24 protein-coding genes are annotated in these 25,039 nt (G+C 66.5%); 13 read left to right on the top strand and 11 right to left on the bottom strand.

The genetic code is table 11. From position 1 onward, the window contains the following. Position 1 precedes the first annotated feature (1 nt). Together ACP694_RS07045 and rnd are read right to left on the bottom strand one after the other, a co-directional pair. Complete coding sequence (locus ACP694_RS07045; RefSeq protein WP_426011426.1) at positions 2-604, bottom strand: hypothetical protein; 603 nt, start codon at positions 602-604, stop codon at positions 2-4. 72 nt (positions 605-676) lie between these two features. Continuing rightward, entirely contained in the window at positions 677-1,849 is a 1,173-nt protein-coding gene (gene rnd, locus ACP694_RS07040) for a ribonuclease D (protein WP_426011425.1), read from the bottom strand. A gap of 112 nt (positions 1,850-1,961) precedes the next feature. Here rnd and purM point away from each other — a divergent pair, with 112 nt between their 5' ends. Together purM and purN are read left to right on the top strand one after the other, a co-directional pair. After that, positions 1,962-2,999 (top strand): phosphoribosylformylglycinamidine cyclo-ligase, encoded by a 1,038-nt coding sequence (gene purM / locus ACP694_RS07035; RefSeq protein ID WP_426011424.1) that lies wholly within the window; start codon positions 1,962-1,964, stop codon positions 2,997-2,999. Positions 3,000-3,039: 40 nt separating this feature from the next. After that, positions 3,040-3,627: a phosphoribosylglycinamide formyltransferase gene (purN, locus tag ACP694_RS07030; RefSeq protein ID WP_426011423.1), complete on the top strand. Its 588-nt coding sequence runs from the start codon at positions 3,040-3,042 to the stop codon at positions 3,625-3,627. Here purN and ACP694_RS07025 read toward each other — a convergent pair. Both ACP694_RS07025 and ndk read right to left on the bottom strand, forming a co-directional pair. After that, positions 3,624-4,727 carry a sensor histidine kinase gene (locus tag ACP694_RS07025; protein ID WP_426011422.1) on the bottom strand — a complete coding sequence of 368 codons (1,104 nt, stop codon included), beginning with the start codon at positions 4,725-4,727 and terminating at the stop codon, positions 3,624-3,626. The two genes, purN and ACP694_RS07025, sit on opposite strands and share 4 nt — an antisense overlap. 163 nt (positions 4,728-4,890) lie before the next feature. Beyond that, complete coding sequence (gene ndk, locus ACP694_RS07020) at positions 4,891-5,310, bottom strand: nucleoside-diphosphate kinase (RefSeq protein ID WP_426011421.1); 420 nt, start codon at positions 5,308-5,310, stop codon at positions 4,891-4,893. 100 nt (positions 5,311-5,410) lie between these two features. On the opposite strand from ndk, the gene ACP694_RS07015 reads away from it, so the two are divergent. From ACP694_RS07015 to ACP694_RS07005, 3 genes are all read left to right on the top strand, one after another. Continuing rightward, entirely contained in the window at positions 5,411-7,288 is a 1,878-nt protein-coding gene (locus ACP694_RS07015; RefSeq protein ID WP_426011420.1) for an ABC-F family ATP-binding cassette domain-containing protein, read from the top strand. A gap of 117 nt (positions 7,289-7,405) precedes the next feature. Then, positions 7,406-7,822 carry a hypothetical protein gene (locus tag ACP694_RS07010; protein ID WP_426011419.1) on the top strand — a complete coding sequence of 139 codons (417 nt, stop codon included), beginning with the start codon at positions 7,406-7,408 and terminating at the stop codon, positions 7,820-7,822. Positions 7,823-7,891: 69 nt separating this feature from the next. Then, positions 7,892-8,542 (top strand): hypothetical protein, encoded by a 651-nt coding sequence (locus tag ACP694_RS07005; protein ID WP_426011418.1) that lies wholly within the window; start codon positions 7,892-7,894, stop codon positions 8,540-8,542. A gap of 114 nt (positions 8,543-8,656) precedes the next feature. On the opposite strand, the gene ACP694_RS07000 is transcribed toward ACP694_RS07005, so the two are convergent. From ACP694_RS07000 to ACP694_RS06990, 3 genes are read right to left on the bottom strand one after another with little or no spacing between them, the layout of a single operon-like run. Further along, entirely contained in the window at positions 8,657-8,989 is a 333-nt protein-coding gene (locus ACP694_RS07000) for a peptidase inhibitor I78 (RefSeq protein ID WP_426011417.1), read from the bottom strand. Next, a complete protein-coding gene (locus ACP694_RS06995) occupies positions 8,986-9,447 on the bottom strand; it encodes a DNA polymerase III subunit chi (protein ID WP_426011416.1) in 462 nt (153 codons plus the stop codon). Before ACP694_RS06995 ends, ACP694_RS07000 begins: the two co-directional genes overlap by 4 nt. Before the next feature lie 4 nt (positions 9,448-9,451). Beyond that, positions 9,452-10,933: a leucyl aminopeptidase gene (locus ACP694_RS06990; RefSeq protein ID WP_426011415.1), complete on the bottom strand. Its 1,482-nt coding sequence runs from the start codon at positions 10,931-10,933 to the stop codon at positions 9,452-9,454. Between the two features lie 240 nt (positions 10,934-11,173). On the opposite strand from ACP694_RS06990, the gene lptF reads away from it, so the two are divergent. The 8 genes from lptF (at position 11,174) to ACP694_RS06950 (ending at position 20,871) form a co-directional block, all read left to right on the top strand. Next, entirely contained in the window at positions 11,174-12,310 is a 1,137-nt protein-coding gene (gene lptF / locus ACP694_RS06985; RefSeq protein ID WP_426011414.1) for an LPS export ABC transporter permease LptF, read from the top strand. After that, the gene (gene lptG / locus ACP694_RS06980) at positions 12,307-13,413 is read left to right on the top strand and encodes an LPS export ABC transporter permease LptG (RefSeq protein ID WP_426011413.1); all 1,107 of its coding nucleotides are present in this window, start codon (positions 12,307-12,309) and stop codon (positions 13,411-13,413) included. Before lptF ends, lptG begins: the two co-directional genes overlap by 4 nt. 28 nt (positions 13,414-13,441) lie before the next feature. Continuing rightward, on the top strand, positions 13,442-15,880 hold the full coding sequence (locus ACP694_RS06975; protein WP_426011412.1) for an LPS-assembly protein LptD: 2,439 nt from the start codon (positions 13,442-13,444) through the stop codon (positions 15,878-15,880). A gap of 84 nt (positions 15,881-15,964) precedes the next feature. Further along, complete coding sequence (locus ACP694_RS06970) at positions 15,965-17,317, top strand: peptidylprolyl isomerase (RefSeq protein ID WP_426011411.1); 1,353 nt, start codon at positions 15,965-15,967, stop codon at positions 17,315-17,317. Next, the gene (pdxA, locus tag ACP694_RS06965; RefSeq protein WP_426011410.1) at positions 17,314-18,318 is read left to right on the top strand and encodes a 4-hydroxythreonine-4-phosphate dehydrogenase PdxA; all 1,005 of its coding nucleotides are present in this window, start codon (positions 17,314-17,316) and stop codon (positions 18,316-18,318) included. Before ACP694_RS06970 ends, pdxA begins: the two co-directional genes overlap by 4 nt. A 12-nt stretch (positions 18,319-18,330) precedes the next feature. After that, positions 18,331-19,155, top strand: a complete 825-nt coding sequence (gene rsmA / locus ACP694_RS06960; protein WP_426011409.1) for a 16S rRNA (adenine(1518)-N(6)/adenine(1519)-N(6))-dimethyltransferase RsmA — start codon at positions 18,331-18,333, stop codon at positions 19,153-19,155. Positions 19,156-19,286: 131 nt separating this feature from the next. Beyond that, entirely contained in the window at positions 19,287-19,808 is a 522-nt protein-coding gene (locus ACP694_RS06955) for a GbsR/MarR family transcriptional regulator (RefSeq protein ID WP_426011408.1), read from the top strand. A gap of 64 nt (positions 19,809-19,872) precedes the next feature. Next, positions 19,873-20,871, top strand: a complete 999-nt coding sequence (locus tag ACP694_RS06950; RefSeq protein ID WP_426011407.1) for an SRPBCC family protein — start codon at positions 19,873-19,875, stop codon at positions 20,869-20,871. A 117-nt stretch (positions 20,872-20,988) separates the two neighbouring features. Here the strand turns inward: ACP694_RS06950 and gmk are convergent, their stop codons facing one another. From gmk to fabF, 4 genes are read right to left on the bottom strand one after another with little or no spacing between them, the layout of a single operon-like run. After that, entirely contained in the window at positions 20,989-21,633 is a 645-nt protein-coding gene (gene gmk / locus ACP694_RS06945) for a guanylate kinase (protein WP_426011406.1), read from the bottom strand. Further along, positions 21,623-22,504, bottom strand: a complete 882-nt coding sequence (locus tag ACP694_RS06940; protein ID WP_426011405.1) for a YicC/YloC family endoribonuclease — start codon at positions 22,502-22,504, stop codon at positions 21,623-21,625. Before ACP694_RS06940 ends, gmk begins: the two co-directional genes overlap by 11 nt. Position 22,505: 1 nt before the next feature. Continuing rightward, positions 22,506-23,618: an endolytic transglycosylase MltG gene (gene mltG / locus ACP694_RS06935; protein WP_426011404.1), complete on the bottom strand. Its 1,113-nt coding sequence runs from the start codon at positions 23,616-23,618 to the stop codon at positions 22,506-22,508. Then, the gene (gene fabF, locus ACP694_RS06930; protein ID WP_426011403.1) at positions 23,615-24,895 is read right to left on the bottom strand and encodes a beta-ketoacyl-ACP synthase II; all 1,281 of its coding nucleotides are present in this window, start codon (positions 24,893-24,895) and stop codon (positions 23,615-23,617) included. The genes mltG and fabF overlap by 4 nt, the downstream gene beginning before the upstream one ends. Between the last annotated feature and the right edge of the window lie 144 nt (positions 24,896-25,039).

Genomic DNA, 25,039 nt, shown 5'->3' with positions numbered 1-25,039 from the left:
CCTAGCGCGCGGCCTTGCCGTAGGCCGCGAGCGCCACGGCCATTTCCGGCGTGGCGTCTGCGGGGACCGGAGTCGGGTCCGCCGCGTTCCCGCCGGCCAGGCGCGCCAGGGCCTCGGCCGATAGCGTGACGGTGTCCTGCGGGCGTGCGTCGGTCGTCTGGGCGGCGTCGAGGTCGCTCTGCAGCCGCGCGCGATAGTCGTCCACCGAGGCGGGCGGGGGCGAGCCTTGCACGCCGACCTGCAGAGACGCGACGATCGTCTGGTCGGTTTCCGACAGGCCCTCGAACGCAGCCTTGGCCTGCCGCTGCGGCGCAGGCGGCGCGGCGCCGGACCCGGCCCAGGCGGCGCGGGTGAAAGTGTTGAGAGCCGACTGCACGGTCTTGGCGAAGGGCGACTCGGTGAGAGCCTGGCCCAGGGCCGCGCGCTCGCCATGGCTCGCTGCCGCCCAGCGGTTCGACAGCGCGTGATAGGCGCCCAGCTGTTGGTCAAGGCTGGCCGCGCCGGTCGTGTCATTGAGCGCAGCGGCGGCCGCCCACGCGCCGCCCGGGAAATCGATAGCGGCGGGCTGACCCGCGCCCGCCGACGAAATCTGAGAAATCTTCATTGCATCAGCACCCTCGCGCCGGGCCAATGAAGGCGGCGTGAAGGGCTGTGGTAAATACGACTCAGCGAAGGCTTACAGGTCCGCTTTCGGCGCCCGGCGCACTTCCACGACCCGCACGCGCGCGCCGTCCAGCACCAGGGCCAGTTCGCCGCGTTTGATCTTCAGGGCGTCGGACCCAAAGGCCTCCAGCCGCCAGCCTTGCAGGGCCGGGGTGTTGGCCTCGTCGTCGGCGGCGATCTTTTCCAGGTCCGAGACGGTGGCGATCAGCTTGGAGGCCACGCCGGCTTCCTCGGCTCGGGCCTTCAGCAGAACCTTCAGCAGTTCGACGACGGCGCCGGCCGAGGCGGGCGGCGGCGGGCCGGCCTTGTCGAGAACCGGAGCGTAGCCCTCGGGATCGGCCAGGGCCGCCTTGATCGCGGCCAGCAGGTCGGGGCCGAACTTGGAGCCGCCAAAACCCTTGGGTACGCTGCGCAGGGTATTGAGCCCCTCCAGCGAGGTCGGGGCCTGGGTGGCCAGTTCGTCGATGGCCTCATCCTTCAGGATCCGGCCGCGCGGCTGGTCGCGGGTCTGGGCGGTGCGCTCGCGCCAGGCCGCGACGGCCTTGAACACGGCGAGATATTTCGGGGCGGTCTTGCGCGGACGCAGGCGACGCCAGGCTTTTTCGGGATCGACGTCATAGGCCGCCGGATCGTTCAGCGCCTTCATCTCCTCTTCAACCCAGGCCAGGCGGCCGGCATTGTCGAGGCGGTCGCGCAGGATCGGGAACAGGGTGGCCAGGTGCGTCACGTCGGCGACGGCATAGGTCAGCTGGGCGTCGCTCAGTGGACGCCGGGCCCAGTCGGTGAAGCGGCTGGACTTGTCGAGCTCGATCTTCAGCATCTGGCGCACCAGGGCGTCATAGGCGATCTGCTCGCCAAAGCCCGCAGCCATGCCAGCCACCTGAGTGTCGAACAGCGGCGTGGGCATGGCGCCCAGATTGTTGAAGATCTCGACGTCCTGGCGGGCCGCGTGGAAGACCTTCATCACTGCGGGATCGCGCAGGATGTCGAGCAAGGGCGAGAGGTCAAGGCCCTCGGCCAGCGGGTCGATACACGCCTCGGTTTCCGGAGAGGCCACCTGGATCAAGCACAGCTTGGGCCAGTAGGTGGTTTCGCGCATGAACTCGGTGTCCACGGCGATGAAGGGGGCGCCCTTCAACTCATTACAGAACTCCGCCAGCGCGGCGGTGGTGGTGATCGTCGTCATCGGCTGCTAATAGCCTCGCGCACCCCCGAGTCTGCAAGCACAAGCTTGGGGTGAGCGGCAATATTCCTTTCCAAATTGGCCCTTTGGGCCAACCTCGACCCAGAGCGAACCCATGAGCGACCAGCAGAACGGCCTAACCTACGCCCAGGCCGGCGTGGACATCGACGCAGGCGCTGCCCTGGTCGAGGCCATCAAGCCCCTGGCCAAGGCCACCCGCCGGCCCGGCGCCGACGGGAGCCTGGGCGGTTTTGGCGCGCTGTTCGACCTCAGGGCCGCCGGCTATGACGACCCGCTGCTGGTCTCCACCACCGACGGGGTCGGCACCAAGCTGCGCATCGCCATCGACGCCAAGATGCACGCCACGGTCGGGATCGACCTGGTGGCCATGTGCGTCAACGACCTGCTGGCCCAAGGCGCCGAGCCTCTGCTGTTCCTCGACTACTACGCCACCGGCAAGCTGGACCTCGAGGTCGCCAAGAGCGTGGTGGCCGGCATCGCCGAGGGCTGCAAGCTAGCCGGCGCGGCCCTGGTGGGCGGCGAAACGGCGGAGATGCCGGGCATGTACAGCGACGGCGAATATGACCTGGCCGGCTTCTCGGTGGGGGCGGTCGATCGCGACGACGTGTTGCCCAAGCTGGACAAGCAACGGGCCGGCGACCTGATCATCGGCATCGGCTCGTCGGGCCCGCACTCCAACGGCTACAGCCTGGTGCGCCGGGTGGTCGAGCGCTCGGGCCTGGCCTGGGACGCGCCCTGCCCGTTCCCCGTTCCTGGCGAGGAGGGCAAGACCCTGGCCGAGGCCCTGATGGCCCCGACCCGCATCTATGTGAAGTCGATCCTGCCCCTGCTGCAGTCGGGCCGGGTCAAGGGCGGCGCCCACATCACCGGCGGTGGCCTGATCGAGAACCCGCCGCGCTGTATCGCCGAGGGCCTGGTCCCGCTGTTCGACTGGAGCGCCTGGCCCCTGCCGCCGGTCTTCGACTGGCTGCAGCGCGAGGGCGGCATTTCAGATCATGAGCTGCGCCGGACCTTCAACTGCGGGGTGGGCTTCATCCTGATCGTCGCCGCGTCCGACGCCGAGCCGGTGCTGGCGGCGTTGCTCAACGCGGACGAGGACGCGTTTGTCTGCGGGCAGCTTGTTCAAGCCTAGCTTCCTTCTCCCCCAAGGGGAGAAGGATTGGGACACACTGATGACGAAAACCAAGGTCGCCGTCCTGATCTCCGGCCGAGGGTCCAACATGGAGGCCCTGGTCCGCGCCGCCCGGGACCCCGCCTGTCCGTTCGAGATCGTCCTGGTGGTGTCCAACAAGCCCGAGGCTGGCGGACTGGCCACGGCCCAGGCGGCCGGCGTCGAGGCGATCGCCATCGATCAGCGCGAGTTTGCCAAGAATCGCGAGGCGCACGAACGCGCCATCAACGCCGTCTTGCGTGCGCGCAGGATCCAGGTCGTGGCCCTGGCCGGCTACATGCGCATCCTGACCCCGTTCCTCGTGAACGCCTGGGAAGGCAGAATGCTCAACATCCACCCCTCCCTGCTGCCGAAATATCCCGGCCTGGACACGCACGGCCGCGCCCTTCAGGCCGGCGAGGTCGAGGCCGGCTGCACGGTCCATCTGGTCACCGCCGGCGTCGACGAGGGTCCCGTCCTGGGCCAGGCCCGCGTGTCGATCCTGCCGGGCGACACCGAGCATAGCCTCAGCGACCGGGTGCTGGAGCAGGAGCATCGGCTCTATGTGGCGGTCCTGGCGGCCTTCTGCCGGGATCTTGCCGGCGTCTAGTCCCGTGATCGGGACGGGCTGGCGGAAGCCGTCGCGGTGGCCATCGCTGGCAAGGCGTCGGCTCGGCTGAACACCATGGTGACGCGCATGCCGCCGTTGGGCGCGGCGTCAACCTCGACCCGAGCGTTCGCGTTCTGGCGCAAGGACTGAACGATCATGTTGCTGAGCTTGCCAGGCCGAGGCCAGACATAGCCCGGCTCCAAGCCATCGCCGTCGTCGGAGACCACCACCCTGCATCCTTCGTGGTCCACGAGACTGTGCAAGCTGATCGTGCCGCCGTCGCGGTTCTTGAAAGCGTGCTTCAGCGCGTTGGTCAGCAGTTCATTGACAACGAGGCCCGTCGGCATCGCGACGTTGATCGAGACTGGCCAGGTGTCGACCTGGAGGTCCAGATGGATGCCTTCGACCGCGTGCGCCCGCATCACCGCCGAGGCGATCTCGCTGAGATACACCCCCAGATCGACGGTCTCCGCCAAACCTTCCTCTGACAGGGCGCGGTAGAGCAGGCCCAACGCTTCGACGCGGCCCGCGAGCCGGCTGAAGCGCTCGTCCTGGGCGTCCTCGGGCGCATTGCGCGCCTCGATGCGGATCAGCGCCGTGATCATTTGCAGATTATTGGCTACCCGATGCTGCAGTTCGCGCAGCAAGACATCCTTGTCGAGTATGCGCTGTTCGATGGAATCGCGGCCGGTGGCGGCCACCAGCGCCAGCATGCGAAACACCGGGGCACCGGAGTCGTCCAGGATGATGTTCGACCAAGCGTCGACGGCCTGCCCGCCATCGCCGTGGGTGAACGAAAAGACGCCGATATAGTCCTGATCCTCGACCACAGCTCTACCGAGCGCGTCGTCGTCGTCCGATTTCGCCGAGCGCCCCAGCAAGGCGCCCCAGGACTTGCCTTCGAGGTCCGCGCTCAAGTGGCTACTCAGCCGCTCGAACTCCAGATTCGCATAGACGATGCGTTCGACAGGGTGCAATTCGGAGACGGCGATCGCGATCGGCGCCTGATCCAGAAATTGCCGGAAGCCGTCACTCTCCAGCACGTTGGCGAGATCGGGCGTGTTGAGCAGATGATCCATCTGCTCGCTGTTTTCACTCACGTGTCTACTCTCCGCCTTCACGCTCCCCAAACGGCGCGGGAGAGCGAGAGGCGACTTTTATACGCGACCGCGTGTGTGCGCGCATACGAAAAGCGGCGCGACCATAGGCCGCGCCGCTTTCCAGTATCGCTTGGACCGGCGAACCTCGCCGAGGCTGAAAGCCTTAGCCGACGATGTCTTCGTCCTTGAAGAACTGGGCAATCTCGATCGCCGCGTTCTCCTGGCTGTCCGAGCCGTGGACCGAGTTCTCGCCGATCGACAGGGCGAACAGCTTGCGGATCGTGCCTTCGTCGGCATTGTCCGGGTTGGTCGCGCCCATCACTTCGCGGTACTTCAGGACGGCGTTTTCGCCTTCCAGCACCTGGACGACGACCGGCTCGGCGGTCATCTGCTCGACCAGTTCGCCGTAGAACGGGCGCTCGGCGTGGACTTCATAAAACGTCTTGGCTTGAGCGTCGGTCAGCTTGACGCGGCGCTGGGCCACGATGCGCAGACCGGCCTCTTCGATGACGGCGTTGATCTTGCCCGTCAGGTTGCGACGCGTGGCGTCAGGCTTGATGATCGAGAAGGTGCGTTCGGTCATGGTCCGAATTATCTCACACAGAAAGTTTGTGGATTGGGAGGTTGCGGGCTTATAGCCGGGCGCTCCCTCCCCGCCAACCCGCCGCGTACCTTCAAATCATATGCTCCAGATCAAAGACCTGACCTTCATCGCCTGGGGTCGGAAGTTCTTCGACCACGCCAGCGTGAGTCTGCCCCCCGGCGCCAAGGTTGGCCTGATCGGGCGCAACGGCGTGGGCAAGTCCACGCTGTTCAAGCTGATCCTCGGCCAGCTGCAGGCCAGCGAGGACGAGATCAGCCTGCCCAAGAGCGCGCGGATCGGCTCCGTCGACCAGGAGCACCCGGCCACCCCCTTCACCCTGCTGGAGACCGTGCTGGAGGCCGACGAGGAGCGCCACAAGCTGTTGACCAGCCTGGACACCGCCGAACCCGAGGACATGGGCGAGATCTGGGCCCGGTTGATTGAGATCGACGCCGACGCCGCGCCCGCCAAGGCTTCGGAAATCCTGGTAGGCCTGGGCTTTTCCCAAGAAGACCTGGCCCGGCCGATGGCCGAGTTCTCCGGCGGCTGGCGCATGCGCGTGGCCCTGGCCGCGGCGCTGTTCGCCGAGCCCGACATGCTGCTGCTGGATGAGCCGACCAACTATCTCGACCTGGAAGGCGCCCTGTGGCTTGAAGCCAGGCTCCAGAAGTACCCGCATACCGCCCTGATCGTCAGCCACGACCGCGAGCTGCTCAACAACAGCTGCACCCACATGCTGCACCTGGCTGGCGGCAAGCTGGAGCTCTACACCGGCGGCTACGACGACTTCGAGGAACGCCGCGCCGAGAAGGCTCGTCTGCAGTTGTCGGCCAAGGCCAAGCAGGACGCCGAGCGCGCCCACCTGCAAGCCTTCGTCGACCGCTTCAAAGCCAAGGCCTCCAAGGCTGCCCAGGCGCAGTCTCGCATGAAGCGCCTGGCCAAGATGCAGCCGGTGGCCACCACGATCGAGGAGCGCGTCGCGCCCTTCACCCTGCCCTCGCCGCCCCGCCCTCTGGCTCCGCCGCTGATCCGGCTGGAACATGCCTATGTCGGCTACGAGGCCGAGCGTCCGATCCTCAAGAACCTCAACCTGCGCATGGATCTGGACGACCGGATCGGCCTGCTGGGCGTCAATGGCGCGGGCAAGTCGACCTTCGCCAAGATGATCGCCGGGGCGCTGAAGATTCAGTCGGGCGAACTTCACCGCGACCGCAAGATGAAGGTCGGCTGGTTCCACCAGCACCAGATCGAGGCGATGGACCCCGACGACACCCCGCTGGAGATCATCCGCCGGGCCTTGCCGGACGCCTCGGAAAGCTCGCGCCGCTCGAAACTGGCCCAGTTTGGCCTCGGCTTCGAGAAGCAGGAGACCACGGTGGCCAACCTGTCGGGCGGCGAGCGGGCCCGGCTGCTCCTCAACATGGTGGCGATGGACGCGCCGCACATGCTGATCCTCGATGAACCGACCAACCACCTGGACATCGACAGCCGCCGCGCCCTGCTGGACGCCTTGAACGACTACGAGGGCGCGGTGATCCTGATCACCCACGACCGATCCTTGATGGAGCTGGTCGCCGACCGCCTGTGGCTGGCCGCCGATGGCACCGTGAAGCCCTTCGACGGCGACATGGACGAATACGCCAAGTTCGTGCTCGATCGCGCCAAGCAGTCGGTGAAGCCCAGCCAAGTGGCCCGCGAGGAGGCCAAGGCTGCGCCCGCCGCCGCCGCGACGCCCGCCAAGAAGACCGTCGCCATCGAACCGCTGAAGCGCAAGATCGAAGCCGCCGAACAGGTCGTCACCCGTACCACGCGCCAGCTCGGCGAGCTCGAGGCGCAACTGGCCGACCCACAACTCTACAAGAACCCGGCCAAGGTCGCCGAGCTCACCAAGCGGCTGGATGCGGCGAAGACCAAGCTGACGGACGCCGAGGCGACCTGGATGGGCCTGGCCGAAGAACTGGCCGAGGCGCAGGCCTAGGGCGATAGAAGAAAGAAACCCTCTCCCAGAGGGGAGAGGGTTCAACTCAATGTGGTAAACACCGTTAAACCACGTCCTTTAGGCCTTCTGTGACAGGATGCCGCTACCCCTGTTCCCATGAGCTCAGGACCCGCCTCCCGTAACCACATCGTCGCCAACCCCGAAGGCCTGTCGGCCGCGTCGGTGCTTCTGGCGTTCGGCGAATGGCTGGATCAGCGGCTGGCCGAGGCCATGCGGCTGGACATGGACCTGGCGTTCAGGGACCGGCCGTTCGATGTCGAGATCGGTCGCAAGCCAGCCCTGGTGGGTTGGGAGCACCGCTATCTGAGCGCCGGCGCCCCGGCGCCCAAGGGCAAGCAGTGGACCGTTTATCGCCTGCAGGATCAAACCGGCCGCCCTGCGACCCTGCCCCTCCACGCCTCGCAGCCCTCTGGCGACTATGCCGACACGGTCACGCCGCTGCTGGGCGAGCTGGGTTATCTGGGCGTGTTCGATGGCGAGCCGGCCTTGTTCCCGGGCGTCGGAACCCGTTAGCGCGTCAAGGGCTTACGTCCGCACCGAACCTGGTCGATAATGGCTGGACCGTTCGTGACGAGACGCTCCATGCCCGCTCAAGAATCCAGGTTGAAGGTCGGGGTCGATGTGCCTTGGGTGACCAGTTGGAGCGACGAGGAAGACCTGGGCGTTCGCCCCTGCCCCAGCATCGGCGGCCGCCTGGCCATTTGCCAGGCCGAGCGGCCCGGCCTGGGCCGACCGCAATATTCGATGAACCACTTTCGCCGCCAGCGCGAGACGGTCGCCAAGATGCTGTGCCCGATGTGTGGCCAGCCCACGGCGTCCGGCGACCGCTGGACCCAGATCGCCAAGCGGGTCCCTGCCGGCCTGCTGCGCGCCAAGGGTCTGGACGGGGCCTTGCCGGCCGCCCTGCCCAACGATCAGATCATGATCGACGCCGGCTCGATTGCCCCGCTGCACGACGCCTGCGTCAAGCGCTCGCTGGAGCACTGTCCTCACCTGCGCGCTCATCCCGGCGTTGAAGTCATGGCCTGGCCAGAGCGCTGGATGGTGGCGCCGCTGATGGTTCAGGCCACGGCGCCGCCCGCGCCGCTGGCCGTGCTAGCCGCGCCCCGCGCTCCGCCACCGCCGATGGCGGTGGTCGGGTTCCTGCAGATTTTCGGCTTGACGGAAGAGCGCGACCCCCGTTGGCGGCGGCGGTTGCGGGAATTGGACGTCGCCGCCGCCCATCATCACTAGACGGCGCGGCCCAGAGCATTTTTCGAGCGAAGTGGTTCCGGTTCGCGTGAAGAAAAATGCGCCAAAACAAAAGATTAGAGCTCACGGCCTGACGCAGTCAGGTCGGGAAACGCTCTAGCCGCACTTCACCTGCTGCACCACGCCGGTGTCGGGATTGAACAGGATGTTCAGCCGGTCGGCGCGGTAGTCCATGGTCACTGGGCAGGTGGTGCAGGCCACGCGCCAGCGCGAGGGATCGACCGGCGCGGGCAGCGACGTGCGGTTCTTGCCAACGAAGGCCTGGGCCTCCTTGACGCCGCACTGGTCCTTCTCGGCCGTCGGGCCCGCGGGCAAGGCGATGGCCGGCGGGGCGGTCGGCGTAGACGGCGGCGGCATCGGCGCAGGTTCGGGCGCGCTGGAGCACGAGGCCAGCACCAAGACGGCGCCCGCCAGCAGGAAACGCTTCATGCCTGTTTCTCCCATCCCCGTTCGGCGCCTTGGCGCCAGTAGGACACGGGGTGGCCCGCGCCCTTGAAAGCTTTCCATCGACCCCGCGCCAAACGCAGGGCTTCCTCGTCGCGGCCGTCGAATAGCAGGATACACCGCTCGAACCCCGTCAGATCGCCTGGCTCGGCGCCGTCGAGCAGGAACAACGCCTGACCACCGTTCGGGTTGTCGAGCTTGTCGGTCAGCAGCACCGGCTGGCGGTCGGCCATCGGCTCGTCGTCCAGCCCGTGGGGCAGGAAGCTGTCGTCCCTGAAGGTCCACAGGTGAGCGTCCAGCGCCCGCAACCGCGCCGGATCGCCACCGCGCACCAGCGCCCGCCAGCCGCGCCCCAGGGTCTTTTCCAGCAGCTCGGGCAGCACCTGCTCCGTCGCGGTGCGCTCCAGGTGGTAGAACCAGATGTCGCAGGGCGCGGCGGTCAAGGGGCTAGGCCTCGTAGGCGTCCGCGACCAGCCGGTTCAGCAGCCGAACGCCGAAGCCGACGGCGCCGTCCGGCACGGTCGGATCGGTCGAGGGCTTGCGCCAGGCCACCGAGGCGATGTCCAGATGCGCCCACGGCACACCGTTGACGAACTTCTGCAGGAACAGGGCCGCGGTTATGGAACCGGCCGGGCGTCCCCCGATGTTCTTCAGGTCGGCGATCGGGCTCTCGATCTGCTTCTCATAGGCGGCGGGCATCGGCATGCGCCACAGCGGCTCGCGCTCGGCCTTGCCGGCGGCCAGAAGTTTTTCCGACAAGCCGTCGTTATTGCTGAACAAACCGCCCAAGTCATGACCCAGAGAAATGATGATCGCCCCGGTCAGGGTGGCCAGGTCGATCATGAACTTTGGCTTGAAGCGCTCCTGGCAGTACCAGAGCGCGTCGGCCAGCACGAGGCGGCCCTCGGCGTCGGTATTGATGACCTCGATCGTCTGGCCGCTCATCGAGGTGACCACATCGCCAGGACGCTGGGCGTTGCCGTCGGGCATGTTCTCGACCAGGCCCAGTATGCCAATGGCGTTGACCCTGGCCTTGCGGCCGGCCAAGGCGTGCATGAGGCCGGACACCGCAGCGGCGCCGCCCATGTCCCACTTCATGTCCTCCATGCCCTCGGCGCCCTTGATCGAGATGCCGCCGGTGTCGAAACAGACGCCCTTGCCGACGAAGGCGATGGGCTGGGCCGACTTGTCGGCCGCGCCGTACCACTTGATCACCGCCAGCTGGCTCTCGCGGACGCTGCCCTGGCCGACGCCGAGCAAGGATCCCATGCCCAGCTCGGCCATCTGCGCCTCGCCGAGGATCTCGACCTCCAGGCCCAGTCGCTCGAGACCCTTGACGCGGGCCGCGAATTCCTCGGGATGCAGGATATTGGCCGGCTCGGACACCAGGTCGCGCGCGAACAGTATGCCGTCGGCCACGGCTTCCAGAGCGACGAAGGCCTTCTGAGCCTTGGCGGGGTCGGCGGCGGCGATCTTGACCACGGTCACCGAGGGCTTCTTCTCGGCCTTCTCGGTGGTGCGGTATCTGTCGAACCGGTAGGCCGCCAGCTTGACGCCGAAGGCGGCGCGGGCGGCGGTCTCGGCGTCGTTGCCCAGCTTCAAGACCAGTTCAGTGACTCCCGAGGTCGCCACGGCCTTGAAGGCATGGGCGGCGGCGAGTTCGATCGTCTCCGGCTCGACCGCGCCGTCGCCGTCGACGCCGATCAACACAACGCGCGCGGCCTCCAGGCCGGCGGGCGCGACGAGGTCGAGGCTCTGGCCCTTGGCGCCGGTGAACCGGCCGCCGGCCACGGCGCGCGCCAGGGCGCCGTGGCTGGCCTCGTTGACGGCCTTGGCCTCGGGCGACAGGGCGGCGGCCTCATAGGCCAGGACCGCGAGGGCGGCGTTGGCGCCGGCCAGGGTGTCGGCGGGGACGAACTCGATACGCATGACGCGCTCCTGCAAACCTGTGGAGCCCTTGGAGGACCTTCCACCCGTTGGATTGGCGCAAACCAGACACGAAGAAAAGGACCAATCGACGAGGTCGGCGGCGAGGCTCTCCCCCCAATGTTGGGGATGGCCACTTTGCGGCCTGACTTGAGCGGTTGTGCGCATGCGAACACGCCGTGTAGAAGGAAGCCCTTCCGGGGGTTCGCCGCGCGACTCCGCTTTCCCCGTTATCCGTCGTCGATGCGCCTGATCGAACGCTATCTTTTCCGCCAGTTCCTCGGTCCGACGCTACTGGCGACGTTGGCCTTGATCGCGCTCGCCTTGCTGGCCCGCAGCCTGTCGGAATTCGACGTGCTGATCGAACAGCGCCAGACGGCGATGGTGTTCTTCAAGATCATCGCCCTGGCCCTGCCCCAGCTGCTGGGCATGATCCTGCCGATCGCGCTGTTCGTGGCCACCCTGGTGGCGCTGAACCGGCTGCACACCGAGCAGGAAATCGTCGTCTGCTTCGCGGGCGGCATGAGTCGCTGGCGGGTGATTTCGCCGGCGGTCCGCCTGGCCGTAGTGGCCACCCTGATCTCGCTGGGCATGAGCCTATGGGTCGCGCCCTGGAGCTCACGGGCGATTCGCGAGACCTTCTTCGACATCAAGTCCGATCTCGCCTCGACCTTGGTCCGTCCGGGCGAGTTCACCGAGCCCGGTCCCGGCTTGACTGTCTACGCCCAGACGATCGACCGCGACGAGGTCATCCACAACCTGTTCATCCACCAGGAAAAGGCCAACGGCGGCGCGATCACCTACACGGCCCGCGAAGGCGTGATCGTCCAGCGCAAGGGCTTGCCGGTGCTGATCCTGCGCAAGGGCTCCAATCAGGAATTCTCCAGCGCCGGCGTGCTGCAATACCTGTCCTGGGACGAATACACCTTTGACCTCAGCGCGCTGTTCCAGAGCGACGAGCTGCTGCACTACAAGATCGGCGACCGCTATCCGCACGAGCTGTTCTTCCCCGACCTGACCCAGGAGTGGGAACAGCACAACCGCGTGAAGCTGCTGTCGGAAGGCCACTGGCGGCTGGCCAGCCCGCTCTACAACCTCGCCATGATGTCCATGGCCCTGGCGGCGGTGATCGGCGGGCCGTTCAGCCGGATGGGCTATGGCAAGCGGATCGCCGCAGTCGGCGCTGCGGCGGCCGTGGTCCAGATCCTGGGCTTTGGCGTCAAGGCCGCCTGCGACAACGACGTCTGGCTCAATCTGCTGCAATACGCCGTGCCGCTGGGCGCCATCTGGTGGGGATTGGCCCAAATTTTCCGCCAAAAGGTCAATCGCTATATCGCCATCGGCCATCATGACCTCATGACACCCTTGGGGGCGCGATGATCGGCGTCGGGATCATCGAGCGCTATGTGCTCAAAAAGACCCTGGGCGCCCTGGCCGGCGCGCTGGCGGTGGTCGGCACGCTGGTGATGCTGATCGCCTTCGTCGATATCTCCAAGAACGTCGGCAGCCGGGCCGATGTCAGTTTTGTCCAGCTTCTTTTCCTGACGGTTCTGCAGGCCCCGGCGACGATCCTGGTGTTGACGCCGTTCATCTTCCTGTTTGGCACGCTGTCGGCCTTCGTCGGCCTGAACCGGCGCAGCGAGTTGATCGCCATGCGCGCGGCGGGGGTCTCGGCCTGGCGGTTCATCATGCCCGCCGCCGTCGCCGCCTTCGTGATGGGCCTGCTGACCGTCACCCTGCTCAATCCGCTGACCTCGGCGATGAGCGCGCAATTCGAAACCTCGCGCAACGCGATGATGGAAAACTACCTGAAGTCAGCGCCCAAGGGGCTGTGGCTGCGTCAGGGCGACGACAAGACCCAGATCGTCATACGGGCCAGGGCCCGCGACCAAGCCGCAGACGGCGCCGTGCGCCTGCGCGGCGTGTCGTTCTTCATCTACAAGATCGCGCCCAATGGCAGTCTGCAGTTCTCGCGGCGCATGGAAGCGGCAGAGGCCAAGCTCGAGCCCGGTTTTTGGCAGCTGACGGGCGTGCGCGAGGCCGCGCCGGGTACGGGGGCTATCCGTTCCGACAGCCAGACCGTGCCGTCGAACCTCGACGACCGCTCGGCCTCCGAGCGGTTCAACAACCCCCAGGCGATCGCCATATGGCGCCTGCCCGAGACCATCAGGCGCACCGATGCGGCCGGCTTCTCGTCGGTCTCGCTGCGCCTGCGCCTGCATCAGGTGCTGGCCACGCCGCTGCTGTTCGTGGCGATGTCGGTGCTGGCGGCCGCGTTTTCGCTGCGGTTGATGCGGCTGGGTGGTCTCGCGGGCCTGGCCGGCGCTGGCGTGACCTTGGGGTTTGGTTTCTTCTTCTTTAACGAGTTATGCGGCGCTTTGGGCAAGGCGGCTGTGTTGACGCCCGCCATGGCCGCCTGGACGCCGCCCTTGGTCGCGTTTTTGGCGGGTTTGACGCTGCTTTGCTATACCGAGGATGGTTGAGTCTGTGTCACCGGGATCGAGGTCGTTGATGATGGAGCTTCGCTGGGGGGCGAACGAGAAGGGCCGCGCGGTCCTGCTGGCTGGCGCCGCATGGCTGGTGCTGTCCGGCGCGGCGTTCGCGCAGCAATCGTTCGCCACGATTCCCGCCGCGCCCGCGCCGTCGCCAGCCGTTGACGACGGCCTGGGGGACGGCGGCTACTATCTGGAGTCCGACCTCCTGATCCGCGACGACGTCAATCAGAAGATGATCGCCAAGGGCGACGTCGAGGCGCGCTACCAGGGCCGCACGCTGCGCGCCGACGAGGTGGTCTACGACACCAATTCCGAGGTGGTGACCGCCCACGGCCACGTCACTCTGATCAATGCCGACGGCACGGCCCAGTTCGCCGACGACATGACGATGGACAAGGAACTGAAGGCCGGCTTCGCCCAAGGCTTCTCGGCTCGCCTGGACAAGAACATCAAGATCGCCGCCGACACCGCCATTCGTCGCAATGAGCAGATCACCGAGCTCAACAAGGCGATCTATACCCCGTGCGAGATATGCGCGGCCAAGCCGAAGCCTACCTGGAGCATAGAGGCCGACAAGGTTGTGCAGGATAAGAACCGCCATCTGGTCTATTATCATGGCGCGACCATCCGGGTGTTCGGCGCACCGCTCATGTACCTGCCGGTGTTCTGGCATCCCGATCCTCAGACCGAGCGTAGCTCGGGCTTTCTGACGCCCAAGATCGGGGTCTCCAAGCGGCGCGGCGTTTCGTATACCCAGCCCTATCTCCTGGTGCTGTCGCCGTCTCAGGATCTGATCGTAAGTCCTCAGATCAATGGGAAAATCAACCCTTTCGTGAACCTGAATTATCGCAAGCGCTTCTATTCCGGCGCGGTCGAGGTTCGGGCCGGTGGGACCTACGAAAAGGACTTCGACAATCACGGCCACCGCTTCGGCGAAGCGACCGCCAAAAGCTACATCCTGGCCAAGGGCCAGTTCGACGTCGACGAAAAGTGGAAGTGGGGTTTCACGGCCGAACGGGCGTCAGATCCGCTGATCTTCGACGATTACGACGTCAACGACGTCTACCAGCAGCGCGGCATGTTCACCGGCGACGACCATCGCCTGATGTCGCAACTTTACACGAAGCGCCAGGACAAGCGGTCCTATTTCTCCGCATCGGTGATCTCGATGCAGGGCCTCCGCGTGGGCGGTCTGGACCCTTCGACAGGTCTGGGCAACAAGTTCGAAAACAGCGGAGCCTTCCCGACGATCGGGCCCTTGATCGAGGGGCGTTGGGAGCCTGAATCACACGTCCTGGGCGGGCGCCTGCGGGTGCAGGGCTCGGGCGTGGCCCTGACCCGCTCGGAGTCGCAATTCGGCGAACCGCCCTATAATTTCATCGCCCCCGGCAATGATTATAAAGGCCAAGACGGCGTAGATAGCATCCGCGGCTCTTTCCAAGGCGACTGGCGGGCCAGCATTGTGACGGGCCCCGGCGTGCGCATCCAGCCGTTCGCCCAGGCGCGAGGCGACGCCTACCGGGTCAGCGACGTCTTTCTGCCGAGCGCGGCGCTTGTCGCCGGCGACATTTCAAGCATCAACTATCGCCGCGCCCTTGGCGTGGCGGGCCTGGATCTGAGTCTCCCGTTGTACCGCAGCCTGAAAGGCGGCGGCAGCATAGTCCTCGAACCCCTGGTTCAGTTCGCTGCGGGATCCAACAGCTCACGGGTTCCCATCGTGGTTGCTCGCGACGCCTTGGGTGCGCCGATCTATTTCAACGAGGACAGCACCAACTTCGAGCTCGACGAGACCAACCTGTTCGACGTCAACAAGTCGCCGGGTTTCGACCTCTATGAAGGCGGCAAGCGGATGAACATTGGCGGCCGGGCCACGGTTGATCTCGCCGACGGCCGCAGCGGCAATCTGCTGATCGGTCGCAGCCTGCGGACGAAGGTCGATCCCCTGCTGCCTACCCGCGCCGGGCTCGATCAGAAGGCCTCCGATTGGATCGTCGCGGGCAGCATAACGCCGATCCGGGGCGTGACGGCCTTCAGCCGCGCGCGCTTCGACAACGACACCGGAAAGCTCAACCGCATCGAGGGCGGCATCGACGCATCATCGGCGCGTGGCTACACGTCACTCCGCTATCTGCGTGACAACAGGGATACCTCGGGCCTGCGCCAAGAGAACCTGGACTTCAATATTGACTATACAGTTTGGAAGAACTGGGGCGTGACAGCCCTGGGCCGTCTGTCTTATCAGGACGCACGCGCTTTTGGTCAGCCCGAGTCTGAAAGCCAGTGGTCTTGGACCCGCCGCGACCTGGGCGTCTACTACAAAGACGATTGCATCCGTATCGATGTGATCTATCAGAACGAAGATCGCTACACTCAGACGGCCACGGGCCTGCGCCTGAAGTCGGATGAATCCGTCATGCTGCGCCTAACGCTCGCCACATTGGGCGACACAAGGTAAAGCCAATTAAACGTCATCGCGTCGGGGGACGCGCGGTAAAACGCGCGCCTTCCTTTGGACGCGTCTAGAGGAACGACAATACCGATGCGGTCTGCGCGTAGCGTGACGAAACTGGCGGTCTGCACCGCTTCCATCCTCGCCTTGACCGTGGCGAGCCTCGGCCTGCCGGCCCTGGCGCAAGACGCCGTGCCCGCAGTCCAGGCTCCTGCGACTCAAGCCGCGCCCGCGCCGCCCGTCAATCCGCTGTCGGAGAGCGTGGCGGCGGTCGTCAATGACGACATCGTCTCCAGCTACGACCTGATGCAGCGCATGCGTCTGCTGATGGTGACCTCGGGCCTGCAGCCGACCCAGGAGAATCTGCCCCAGCTCGAGCAGGAAGCCTTGCGCTCCCTGATCGACGAACACGTCCAGATGCAGGAACTGCATCGGGTCGAGAAGGCGCAGAAGATCACGATCATATCGACCGACAAGGAAGTCGACGAGCAGATCGAGGACATCGCCAAGGGCAACAACATGACCGGGGCCCAACTGGCCCAGCAGTTGGCGGCTCAGGGCGTCGGCGTGGAGACCTGGAAAGCCCAGATCCGCGCTGACAGCAGCTGGCAGGCCTGGATCAGCGGTCGCTACGGCTCGCGCCTGCGGATCGGCGACGGCCAGATCAAGGCCTTCGAGCGCCGTCAGGCCGAGGCCGCCAGCAAGCCACAATATCAGGTCAGTGAAGTGTTCATCGACGCCGTCCGGGTCGGCGGCATGGAGACGGCGCAGAACGGCGCCAAGCAACTGGTCACCCAGATGCAGCAGGGCGCGCCTTTCCCGGCCGTAGCCCGCCAGTTCTCGGCCTCGCCGACCGCGGCCAATGGCGGCGACGCTGGCTGGATCAGCCCGGGCGAGATGCCGCCCGAGGTCGACGCCGCGCTCGAGCAGCTGCGTCCCGGTCAGATGTCGGCCCCGATCCCGGTGCGCGATGGCGTCTACATCATTTATCTGCGTGAGAAGCGCTCGGGCGCGAAGGCGGCCCTGGTCGATCTCAAGCAGATCGCCGTTCCGCTGGCCAAGGACGCCACCCAGGACCAGATCGACGCCGCCAACCGGACCCTGATGGCCTTGAAGCCGCAGATCGCCAATTGCCAGACCCTGGAAGCCACGGCCGGCAAGGTCGAGGGCGTCGTGGCCGGCGACCTGGGCGAAGCCGAGATCGCCGACCTGGCCCCCGCCTTCCAGCAGGCCGCCACCACGCTCAAGGTTGGCCAACTGTCCGATCCGATCCGCACCGACGCCGGCCTGCACCTGATCGCGGTGTGCGGCAAGCGCCAGTCGGGCGCCCAGGCCCCGACCCACGATCAGATCGAAAATCGTCTGCGCGGTCAGCAGCTTGCGCTGATCTCCAAACGTTATCTGCGCGACCTGCGCAATCAGGCCACCATCGAGACCCGGTGAAGACGGCCGCCCTCGCCCTGAGCGCAGGCGATCCGGCCGGCATCGGCCCGGAAATCATCGCCAAGGCCTGGGCGGCGCTGCGCCAGGATGGACCGCCGTTCATGGTGGTGGGTGATGCTCAACTGCTGGCCTCGGCCGGCGGCGGGGTCAAGGTCCGTGCGGTGACCGGACCCGCCGAGGCGGTCCGGGTGTTCGCCCAGGCCCTTCCCGTCCTCGACATTCCGCTCCAGGCGCCCGTGGTCTCGGGCAAGCCCTCCAGCGCCCATGCCGCCCAGGTCATCCGCTGGATCGAGACCGGCGCCGGCTTGGCCCTGTCGGGCGCGGTAACGGGCCTGGTGACCGCGCCGATCGCCAAGGCGCCGCTCTATGACGCCGGCTTCGCCTTTCCGGGCCACACTGAATTCCTCGCCGAGCTGACCCATGTCGGCGAGCAGAAGCCGCCGCACGGGCCGATCATGATGCTGGCCGTCCGCGACCTGCGCGCCACTCTGGTGACCATCCACAAGCCGCTGTCTGCGGTGCCCGCCGCGCTGACTGTCGAGTTGATCGTCAACGCCGCCGTGGTCACCGTCGCGGCCTTGCGCAAGGATTTCGGTATCCAGGCGCCGCGCCTTGCCGTCGCGGCCCTGAACCCTCACGCGGGCGAAGGCGGCGCCTTGGGCGGCGAGGAGGCCGCGGTCATCGAACCGGCGGTCCGCGTGCTGCGCGAACTGGGCATCGACGTCAGAGGACCGGCCCCGGCCGACAGCCTGTTCCACGCCGAGGCCCGCGCGACCTACGACGCAGTGTTGTGCATGTATCACGACCAGGCCCTGATCCCGGTCAAGATGCTCGACTTCTGGGCCGGCGTGAACATCACCCTGGGCCTGCCGATCGTGCGCACCTCGCCCGACCATGGTACGGGTTTCGACATCGCCGGTCGGGGCCTGGCCCGGGCCGACAGCCTGATCGCCGCCATTCGCCTGGCCGCCGAGATCGCCGCCCGCCGCGCCGCCGCCTGAGTTCCCAAGACCATGTCCCTCGCCGATCTGCCGCCGCTCCGCGAGGTCCTCGCCGAGCATGACCTGTTGGCCAACAAGAGCTTTGGCCAGCACTTCCTGCTGGACCTCAACATCACCCGCAAGATCGCCCGCCTGGCCGGGGTGGGCGAAGGCGACACGGTGATCGAGGTCGGTCCCGGTCCGGGCGGCCTGACGCGCGCCTTGCTGGAAACCGGCGCGCGGGTGATCGCGGTGGAAATGGACAAGCGCTTCATCCCGCTTCTGGAAGACCTAGCCGTCGCCGCCGACGGCCGGCTGGAGATCGTCCAGGGAGACGCCCTGAAGGTCGACATGGCCGTCATCGCCGGCGGTTCGGCCCATGTGGTCAGCAACCTGCCCTATAATGTTGGCACGCCGCTGCTGATCAACTGGCTGACCGGCCCGTTTCGCCCGCTGTCGATGACCCTGATGTTCCAGAAGGAAGTCGCCGACCGCATCGCCGCCGCCGTCGACGACGACGCCTATGGCCGCCTGGCCGTGGTCTCCCAGACCGTCTGCACCGCCAAGGTCATCATGGACCTGCCGGCCCGCGCCTTCACCCCGCCGCCCAAGGTGGCCTCGGCCGTGGTGAGGCTGGTCCCGCTGACGCCCGCGCCGGACAAGGCCATGGTCGCCGCCCTCGAGAAGGTCACCGCCGCCGCCTTCGGCCAACGCCGCAAGATGCTGCGCTCCAGCCTCAAGGGCCTGGGCGGCGCGGCGCTGTGCGAGAAAGCCGGGATCAATCCGGACGCGCGGGCCGAGACGATCCCGGTCGAGGGGTTTCAGGCGCTGGCGCGGGTGGTGGTGGCGGGCTCATAAGCTGGCCCGCGGGAAGGCGGCGGCCGCGCGGATCGCGGCGCAAGGCTCTTGACTCTTCGATCGTCTCGTCACTTAATTCTGTTATGACAGAAATGAATGACAGATCGCTTCCTCTCGCCGTGGAGCAGATCGTGCTCCGCTGGGGGGATTTGGGCGGGCAATGGGGCGTGAACCGCTCGGTGGCCCAGATCCAGGCCTTGCTCTTTCTCAGCGAGAACCCGCTGACCGCCGAAGAAATCGCCCTAACGCTGGGCCTTGCGCGCTCCAACGTCTCCAACAGCCTCAAGGAACTGTTGGCCTGGAAACTGATCCACAGGGTTCCGGTCCTTGGAGACCGACGCGACCACTATCAGGCCGAAACCGACCTCTGGCAGATGGCCACAAAGGTCGCTCAAGGGCGCAAGGCTCGTGAGATCGATCCGATGGTGGCCGCGATCAACGAAGCGGTGGCTGGCGTCGACACGCAGGGCTCCGGCATCAGCCCCGAGGTCAAGGCGCGGCTGAAGCGGATGCACGCTTTCGTCAACACGGTCGACGCTTGGTATCAGCAGATGCTCGACGTGCCGCCCGATACCTTGATGCGGTTGATCCGCATGGGGTCCAAGGTCGTGGGCCTGTTGAAATTCGTCGGCGGCAAGGACCGCAGACCCTGATCATGGTTTTGCCTGCACATTTCTCTCGATACAGAACTAACCGATAAGAATGAACGAGGATGTCATGACTGAGCAGCCACCATCGGCCACGAACGCCCGCGGACGCCTGAATCGTCGCCTTCTCTCCGGCTTCGCGCTGGCGCTCGTTCTCGCGCTCAGCGCCTTCCTCTTGCTCTCGGCCTCGCGCTCCGGATCAGCCTGGTTCGCCAGTCTCTGGTTTTTGGCTCTGCTGCCCGCCCTGCTCTGCGCCCTGATCTGCTACATCGGCGATCCCGATCAGACCCGGTCATCGAACTTCTACTGGCAAGTTCCGCTCGCGCTCTGCGCCATGGTTTGCTTGGCCTCGATCTTCCTATTGCACGAGGGTGTGATCTGCCTGGTGATGCTGTCGCCGGTCTGGCTGGCCAGCGGCTGGGCCGGGGCGTTTGCGATGCGCTCACAGCGCGGGCGTCGAGGTCGCGCCCTGGAGTCCAGCTTCCTGATCATCCCGCTGGTCGCGGCGCTGCTGGAGGCGCAGATACCCATTCCGCACGAAACGGTCACGCTCACCCGCAGCGTCCTGGTGAAGGCGGCTCCGGAGGAGATCTGGCGCTATGCCGTCTCCAGTCGCGACATTGGCGCGCAGGAGGGACGCTGGACGATAACCCACAACATCATCGGCATGCCGCGCCCCCGGGATTCCGTCGTCGTCGGGACCGGCGTGGGCGCGGTCCGGACAGCCTACTGGGGCGAGCATGTCAACTTCCAGGAACACATTGTCGCCTGGGAGCCGGGTCGCAAGCTTGGGTGGCGTTTCAATTTCACTAACAGCACGGTCCAAGATTACACCGACAAGCATATCGCGCCGGATGGCCAGTTCCTGAAGATCGACTCCGGCGATTATGTCCTGCGGACAGTCTCGGCCAACACGACGCGACTTACCTTGACGACCCGCTACGTCGCCAAGACCCACGTCAACCTGTACGCCAAGCTGTGGGGTGAATTCTTGATGGGGGACGTCGAAGAGAACGTGCTGACCATCATCAAGGATCGCGCGGAGCGCGACTCCGCGAGGGCTGGTTAGATTTGGCTTGTCGCACCGCAAGTTGCGAGCGCCGTCAGAGGCGGGCGTCCCGTTTCCGCGCTAGGCCGGACGGCCAGCCCATGACAATCGGCGATCCCGATGATCGAACTGGTTACTCTAAATCTCTTCCTTCAGCAGATCCGCCACCAGCCCGCCGATCCACGGGTTGCGAACGCGCTTCTGGCGTTCGGCGTGGTAGATGTGGGCGAGGTCGGAATAGGCGCGGTCGAAGTCCTCGTTGAGGATCACATAGTCGAAGCGCTGCCAGTCGGCGACCTCGTCCTTGGCGCGCGCCAGGCGCTTGGCGATCACCTCTTCGCTGTCCTGGCTGCGGGCGTGCAGGCGGCGGCTCATCTCGGCCAGGGACGGCGGCAACACATAGATCAGCACCGAGTCGTCCGGCAGTTGGGCGTGGACCTTCATCGCGCCCTGGAAGTCGATGTCGAACAACACGCTCTCGCCGCGCTCCAAGGCGTCCATGATCGGGCCGCGCGGGCTGCCATAGTGGTTGCCGTAAACCTCGGCCCATTCCAGGAAGGCGTCGTCCTGGATCATCACCTGGAACGCACCTTGGGTGACGAAGTGATAGTCGCGCCCGTCGTGCTCGCCCGGCCGCGCGTCGCGGGTGGTGGCGCTGATCGACAGGTGAAGGTCGTTGTGGTCGGCGACCAGGCGGCGGGTCAGCGAGGTCTTGCCGACGCCCGAGGGGGCCACGACCATCAGCAGCAGGCCGCGCGTGCGTCCGTGCGGGTTATTCGACATTCTGGACCTGTTCTCGGAATTGCTCGATCGTCGCCTTCAGATCGAGACCATGCGTGGTCAGCGCCGTCAGCGCCGACTTGCTGCACAGGGTGTTGGCCTCGCGCATGAATTCCTGGCTGAGGAAGTCCAGGCGGCGGCCGGCGGCGGCCTCGCCGTTCATCAGGGCGCGGGCGGCGACCACGTGGCTGGCCAGGCGGTCGAGCTCCTCGCGGACGTCGGCCTTGATCGCCATGGCTGCGGCTTCCTGGACGATGCGCTCTTCGGAGGCCGATTCGCCGATCAGGTCGGTCAGGCGCCGGGCGTAGCGCTCCTTGAGCACCGCCGGTTGGCCGGCGGCCTCCTGATCTGCCAGGCTGGTCAGGTTGTCGATGCGATCGACGGCGCCGGCCAGGATCGGGGTCAGGGCGGCGCCCTCCTCCAGCCGCGCGGCCTTCAGGCCGTCCAGGGCCTGGCCGATCGATGCGGCCATGGCGGCCTCGACCATGGCGCGGTCCTCGGCGGCGTCTTCCTCTTCGCGAGCGTCAATGACCCCGCGCAGCGCCAACAATCCGTCCAGTGACGGCTTGCCGACCATGCCGGTGGCGACATAGGGACCGCCGGCCTTCAGATACCGCTCCAGCACCTCGACATTGACCTGGGTGGTCCCAGCGGTCTCGGCGCGCTTGGCCTGCAGGTTCACGGTCAGTTGGCCGCGCTGAAACCGGGCCTGGGCGCCGTCGCGGGCGGCCTTGTCGAGGCTCTCGAAGCCCGGCGGGCCCCGAAACCGGGTCTCCAGATTGCGGCCGTTGACGCTGCGCGCCTCCACCGCCCACGACCAGGCCCCGTGCGCGCCCTCGACGCGGGCGAAGCCGGTCATGCCCGATAGCGCCATCCTAGCCTCCGCTCAGCGGCGTCTTCTGGGGTGTGGCGGCCGCTTTCGACCGCTCCACCTGGCGCCATTTGGCGACATTGCGCTCGTGTTCCTCATAGGTCGAGGCGAACACGTGCCCGCCCGTGCCGTCGGCGACGAAGTAGAGGTCGTCGCTGTTCATCGGATTGAGCACGGCGGCCAGGGCGGCCTTGCCAGGATTGGCGATCGGGGTCGGCGGCAGGCCGTCGATCAGATAGGTGTTGTAGGGAGTCTGGCGTTGCAGTTCAGACAGCAGGATGCCCCGGCCCAGCGGCCGTCCGCGGGTCAGGCCATAGATGATCGTCGGGTCGCTACCCAGGCGGACGCCCTGGCGCAGGCGGTTGATGAACACCGCCGCCACGTGCGGGCGCTCGCTGGCCAGGCCGGTTTCCTTTTCGACGATCGAGGCCATGGTCACGGCCTGGTCCTTGGTCGCGAAGGGCAGGCCCGGCTGGCGGTCGGCCCACAGCTTGTCGAGCAAGGCGTCGCGGTCGTCCATCATCCGCTGCAGCACCGCCGCCCGGTCCTCGCCGCGCACGACTTGGTAAGTCTCGGGCAGGATCGAGCCCTCCGGCGGGGTAGGCACGGTGCCTGTCAGTTCCGGGGCGCGCATCAGGATGTCGACCACCATGTCGGAGGTCAGGCCCTCAGCGACGGTCACGTGGTGGCGGACGATCTTGCCGTCGCGGATCTTGGCCAGCACCTCGCGCAGCGAGGCGTGGGTCGGAAATTCGTACTCACCGGCCTTCAAGCGTCGCGCCGCGCCGGTGGTCTGGGCGGCGGTCAGGAACAGCGAGGACGAGCGGATCACGCCCGCCTGTTCAAGGGTCGAGGCGATCTCTGGCAGGCTGGCGCCGCGCCGCAGGACGACATTGGTCGCCTCACCCGACTTGGCGGCGGGACCCGGACCCTGATAAACCCACAGGCCACCCAACACGGCCAGCATGGCGACGACGCCCAGTATGGTCAGCCCGCCCACGCCCATGGCGATCAGGCGGCGGCCGATTGAGGCGGTCTCGCGCCGGCGCGCCCCGGTCTTCTTGGGGGCCTTGCGCGGCGCGGGGGCCTTGCGGAGCGGTGCGGGCTTGCGGCTCACGAGACTTTGCGGAACACGACGGAGGCGTTGGTGCCGCCAAAGCCGAAGCTGTTGGACACCGCCACCTCGATCTTCATCGGCACGGCCTTGTTGGGCGCCAGGTTCATCGCGACCGTCACGTTCGGGTTATCCAGGTTGATGGTCGGCGGCGCGATCTGGTCGCGGATGGCCAGGATCGAAAAGATCCCCTCGATGGCGCCGGCCGCGCCCAGCAGGTGGCCGGTCATCGACTTGGTCGACGACATCACCACGTTCTTGGCGTGATCGCCCAGGAACCGCTCGACCGCGCCGGCCTCGATGCCGTCGGCCATGGTGGAGGTGCCGTGGGCGTTGATATAGTCGATGTCCGAAGGCTGCAGGCCCGCGTCCTTGACCGCCGCCGACAGGGCGCGGAAGCCGCCGTCGCCGTCCTCGGCCGGGGCGGTGATATGATAGGCGTCGCCCGACAGGCCATAGCCGATGACCTCGGCATAGATCTTGGCGCCGCGCGCCTTGGCGTGTTCGTATTCTTCAAGCACCAGGGCGCCAGCGCCCTCGCCCATCACGAAGCCGTCGCGATCCTTGTCGTAGGGACGCGAGGCCTTCTCAGGGGTGTCATTGAAATCGGTGGAAACGGCGCGGCAAGCGATGAAGCCGGCCATGCCGACCTTGCAGACGGCCGCCTCGGCGCCGCCAGCCACCATCACGTCGGCGTCGCCATACTTTATCAGGCGGCAGGCGTCCCCGATGGCGTGGGCGCCCGTGGCGCAGGCCGTAACCACCGAGTGGTTGGGACCCTTGAAGCCATAACGGATCGAGACTTGGCCCGAGATCAGGTTGATCAGAGCCGAGGAGATGAAGAACGGGCTGATCCGGCGCGGGCCCTTGGCTTCCAGTTCCAGGGCGGTGTCGGCGATGGTCGACAGGCCGCCAATGCCGGAACCCATGATCACGCCGGTGCGATACTTGTCCTCGTCGGTTTCCGGGACCCAGCCGGAGTCCTTCACGGCCTCGTCCGCCGCAGCGATCCCGTACAGAATGAAGTCGTCGACGCGCTTCTGATCGCGCGGGCTCATCGTCAGGTCGGGATTGAAGGCCCCCTCGACATCCGGGCCGCCGCCGCCGCGGCCATCGACGCGCGGGACCTCGCAGGCCACCTGGCAGGCGTATTCGGTCGGATCAAAGGCCGAGATCCTGTTGGCGCCAGACTTGCCGGCCAGGATATTCTTCCAGGTCACATCGACGCCCTGACCCAGAGGGGTCAGAAGGCCAAGCCCGGTGACGACGACTCTACGCATGGATCACTCCCAACCTTCGCATCGCGGACATATGGGGATTTCGGACAAATCCAGCGCCCCCCGGCTCGCGAATCTCGGCCACATACGAAAACCGCCGCGCGCACGATGGCAAGGGCCCGTGCGACGCGGCGGTTGATAGTCCTG

The sequence above is a fragment of the Caulobacter sp. DWR2-3-1b2 genome (genome assembly GCF_049896345.1).
In the GTDB taxonomy this organism is placed as follows: Bacteria; Pseudomonadota; Alphaproteobacteria; order Caulobacterales; family Caulobacteraceae; genus Caulobacter.
The sequence above is the reverse complement of the archived record's forward strand: the minus strand, read 5'-3'. Positions and strand labels throughout refer to the sequence as shown.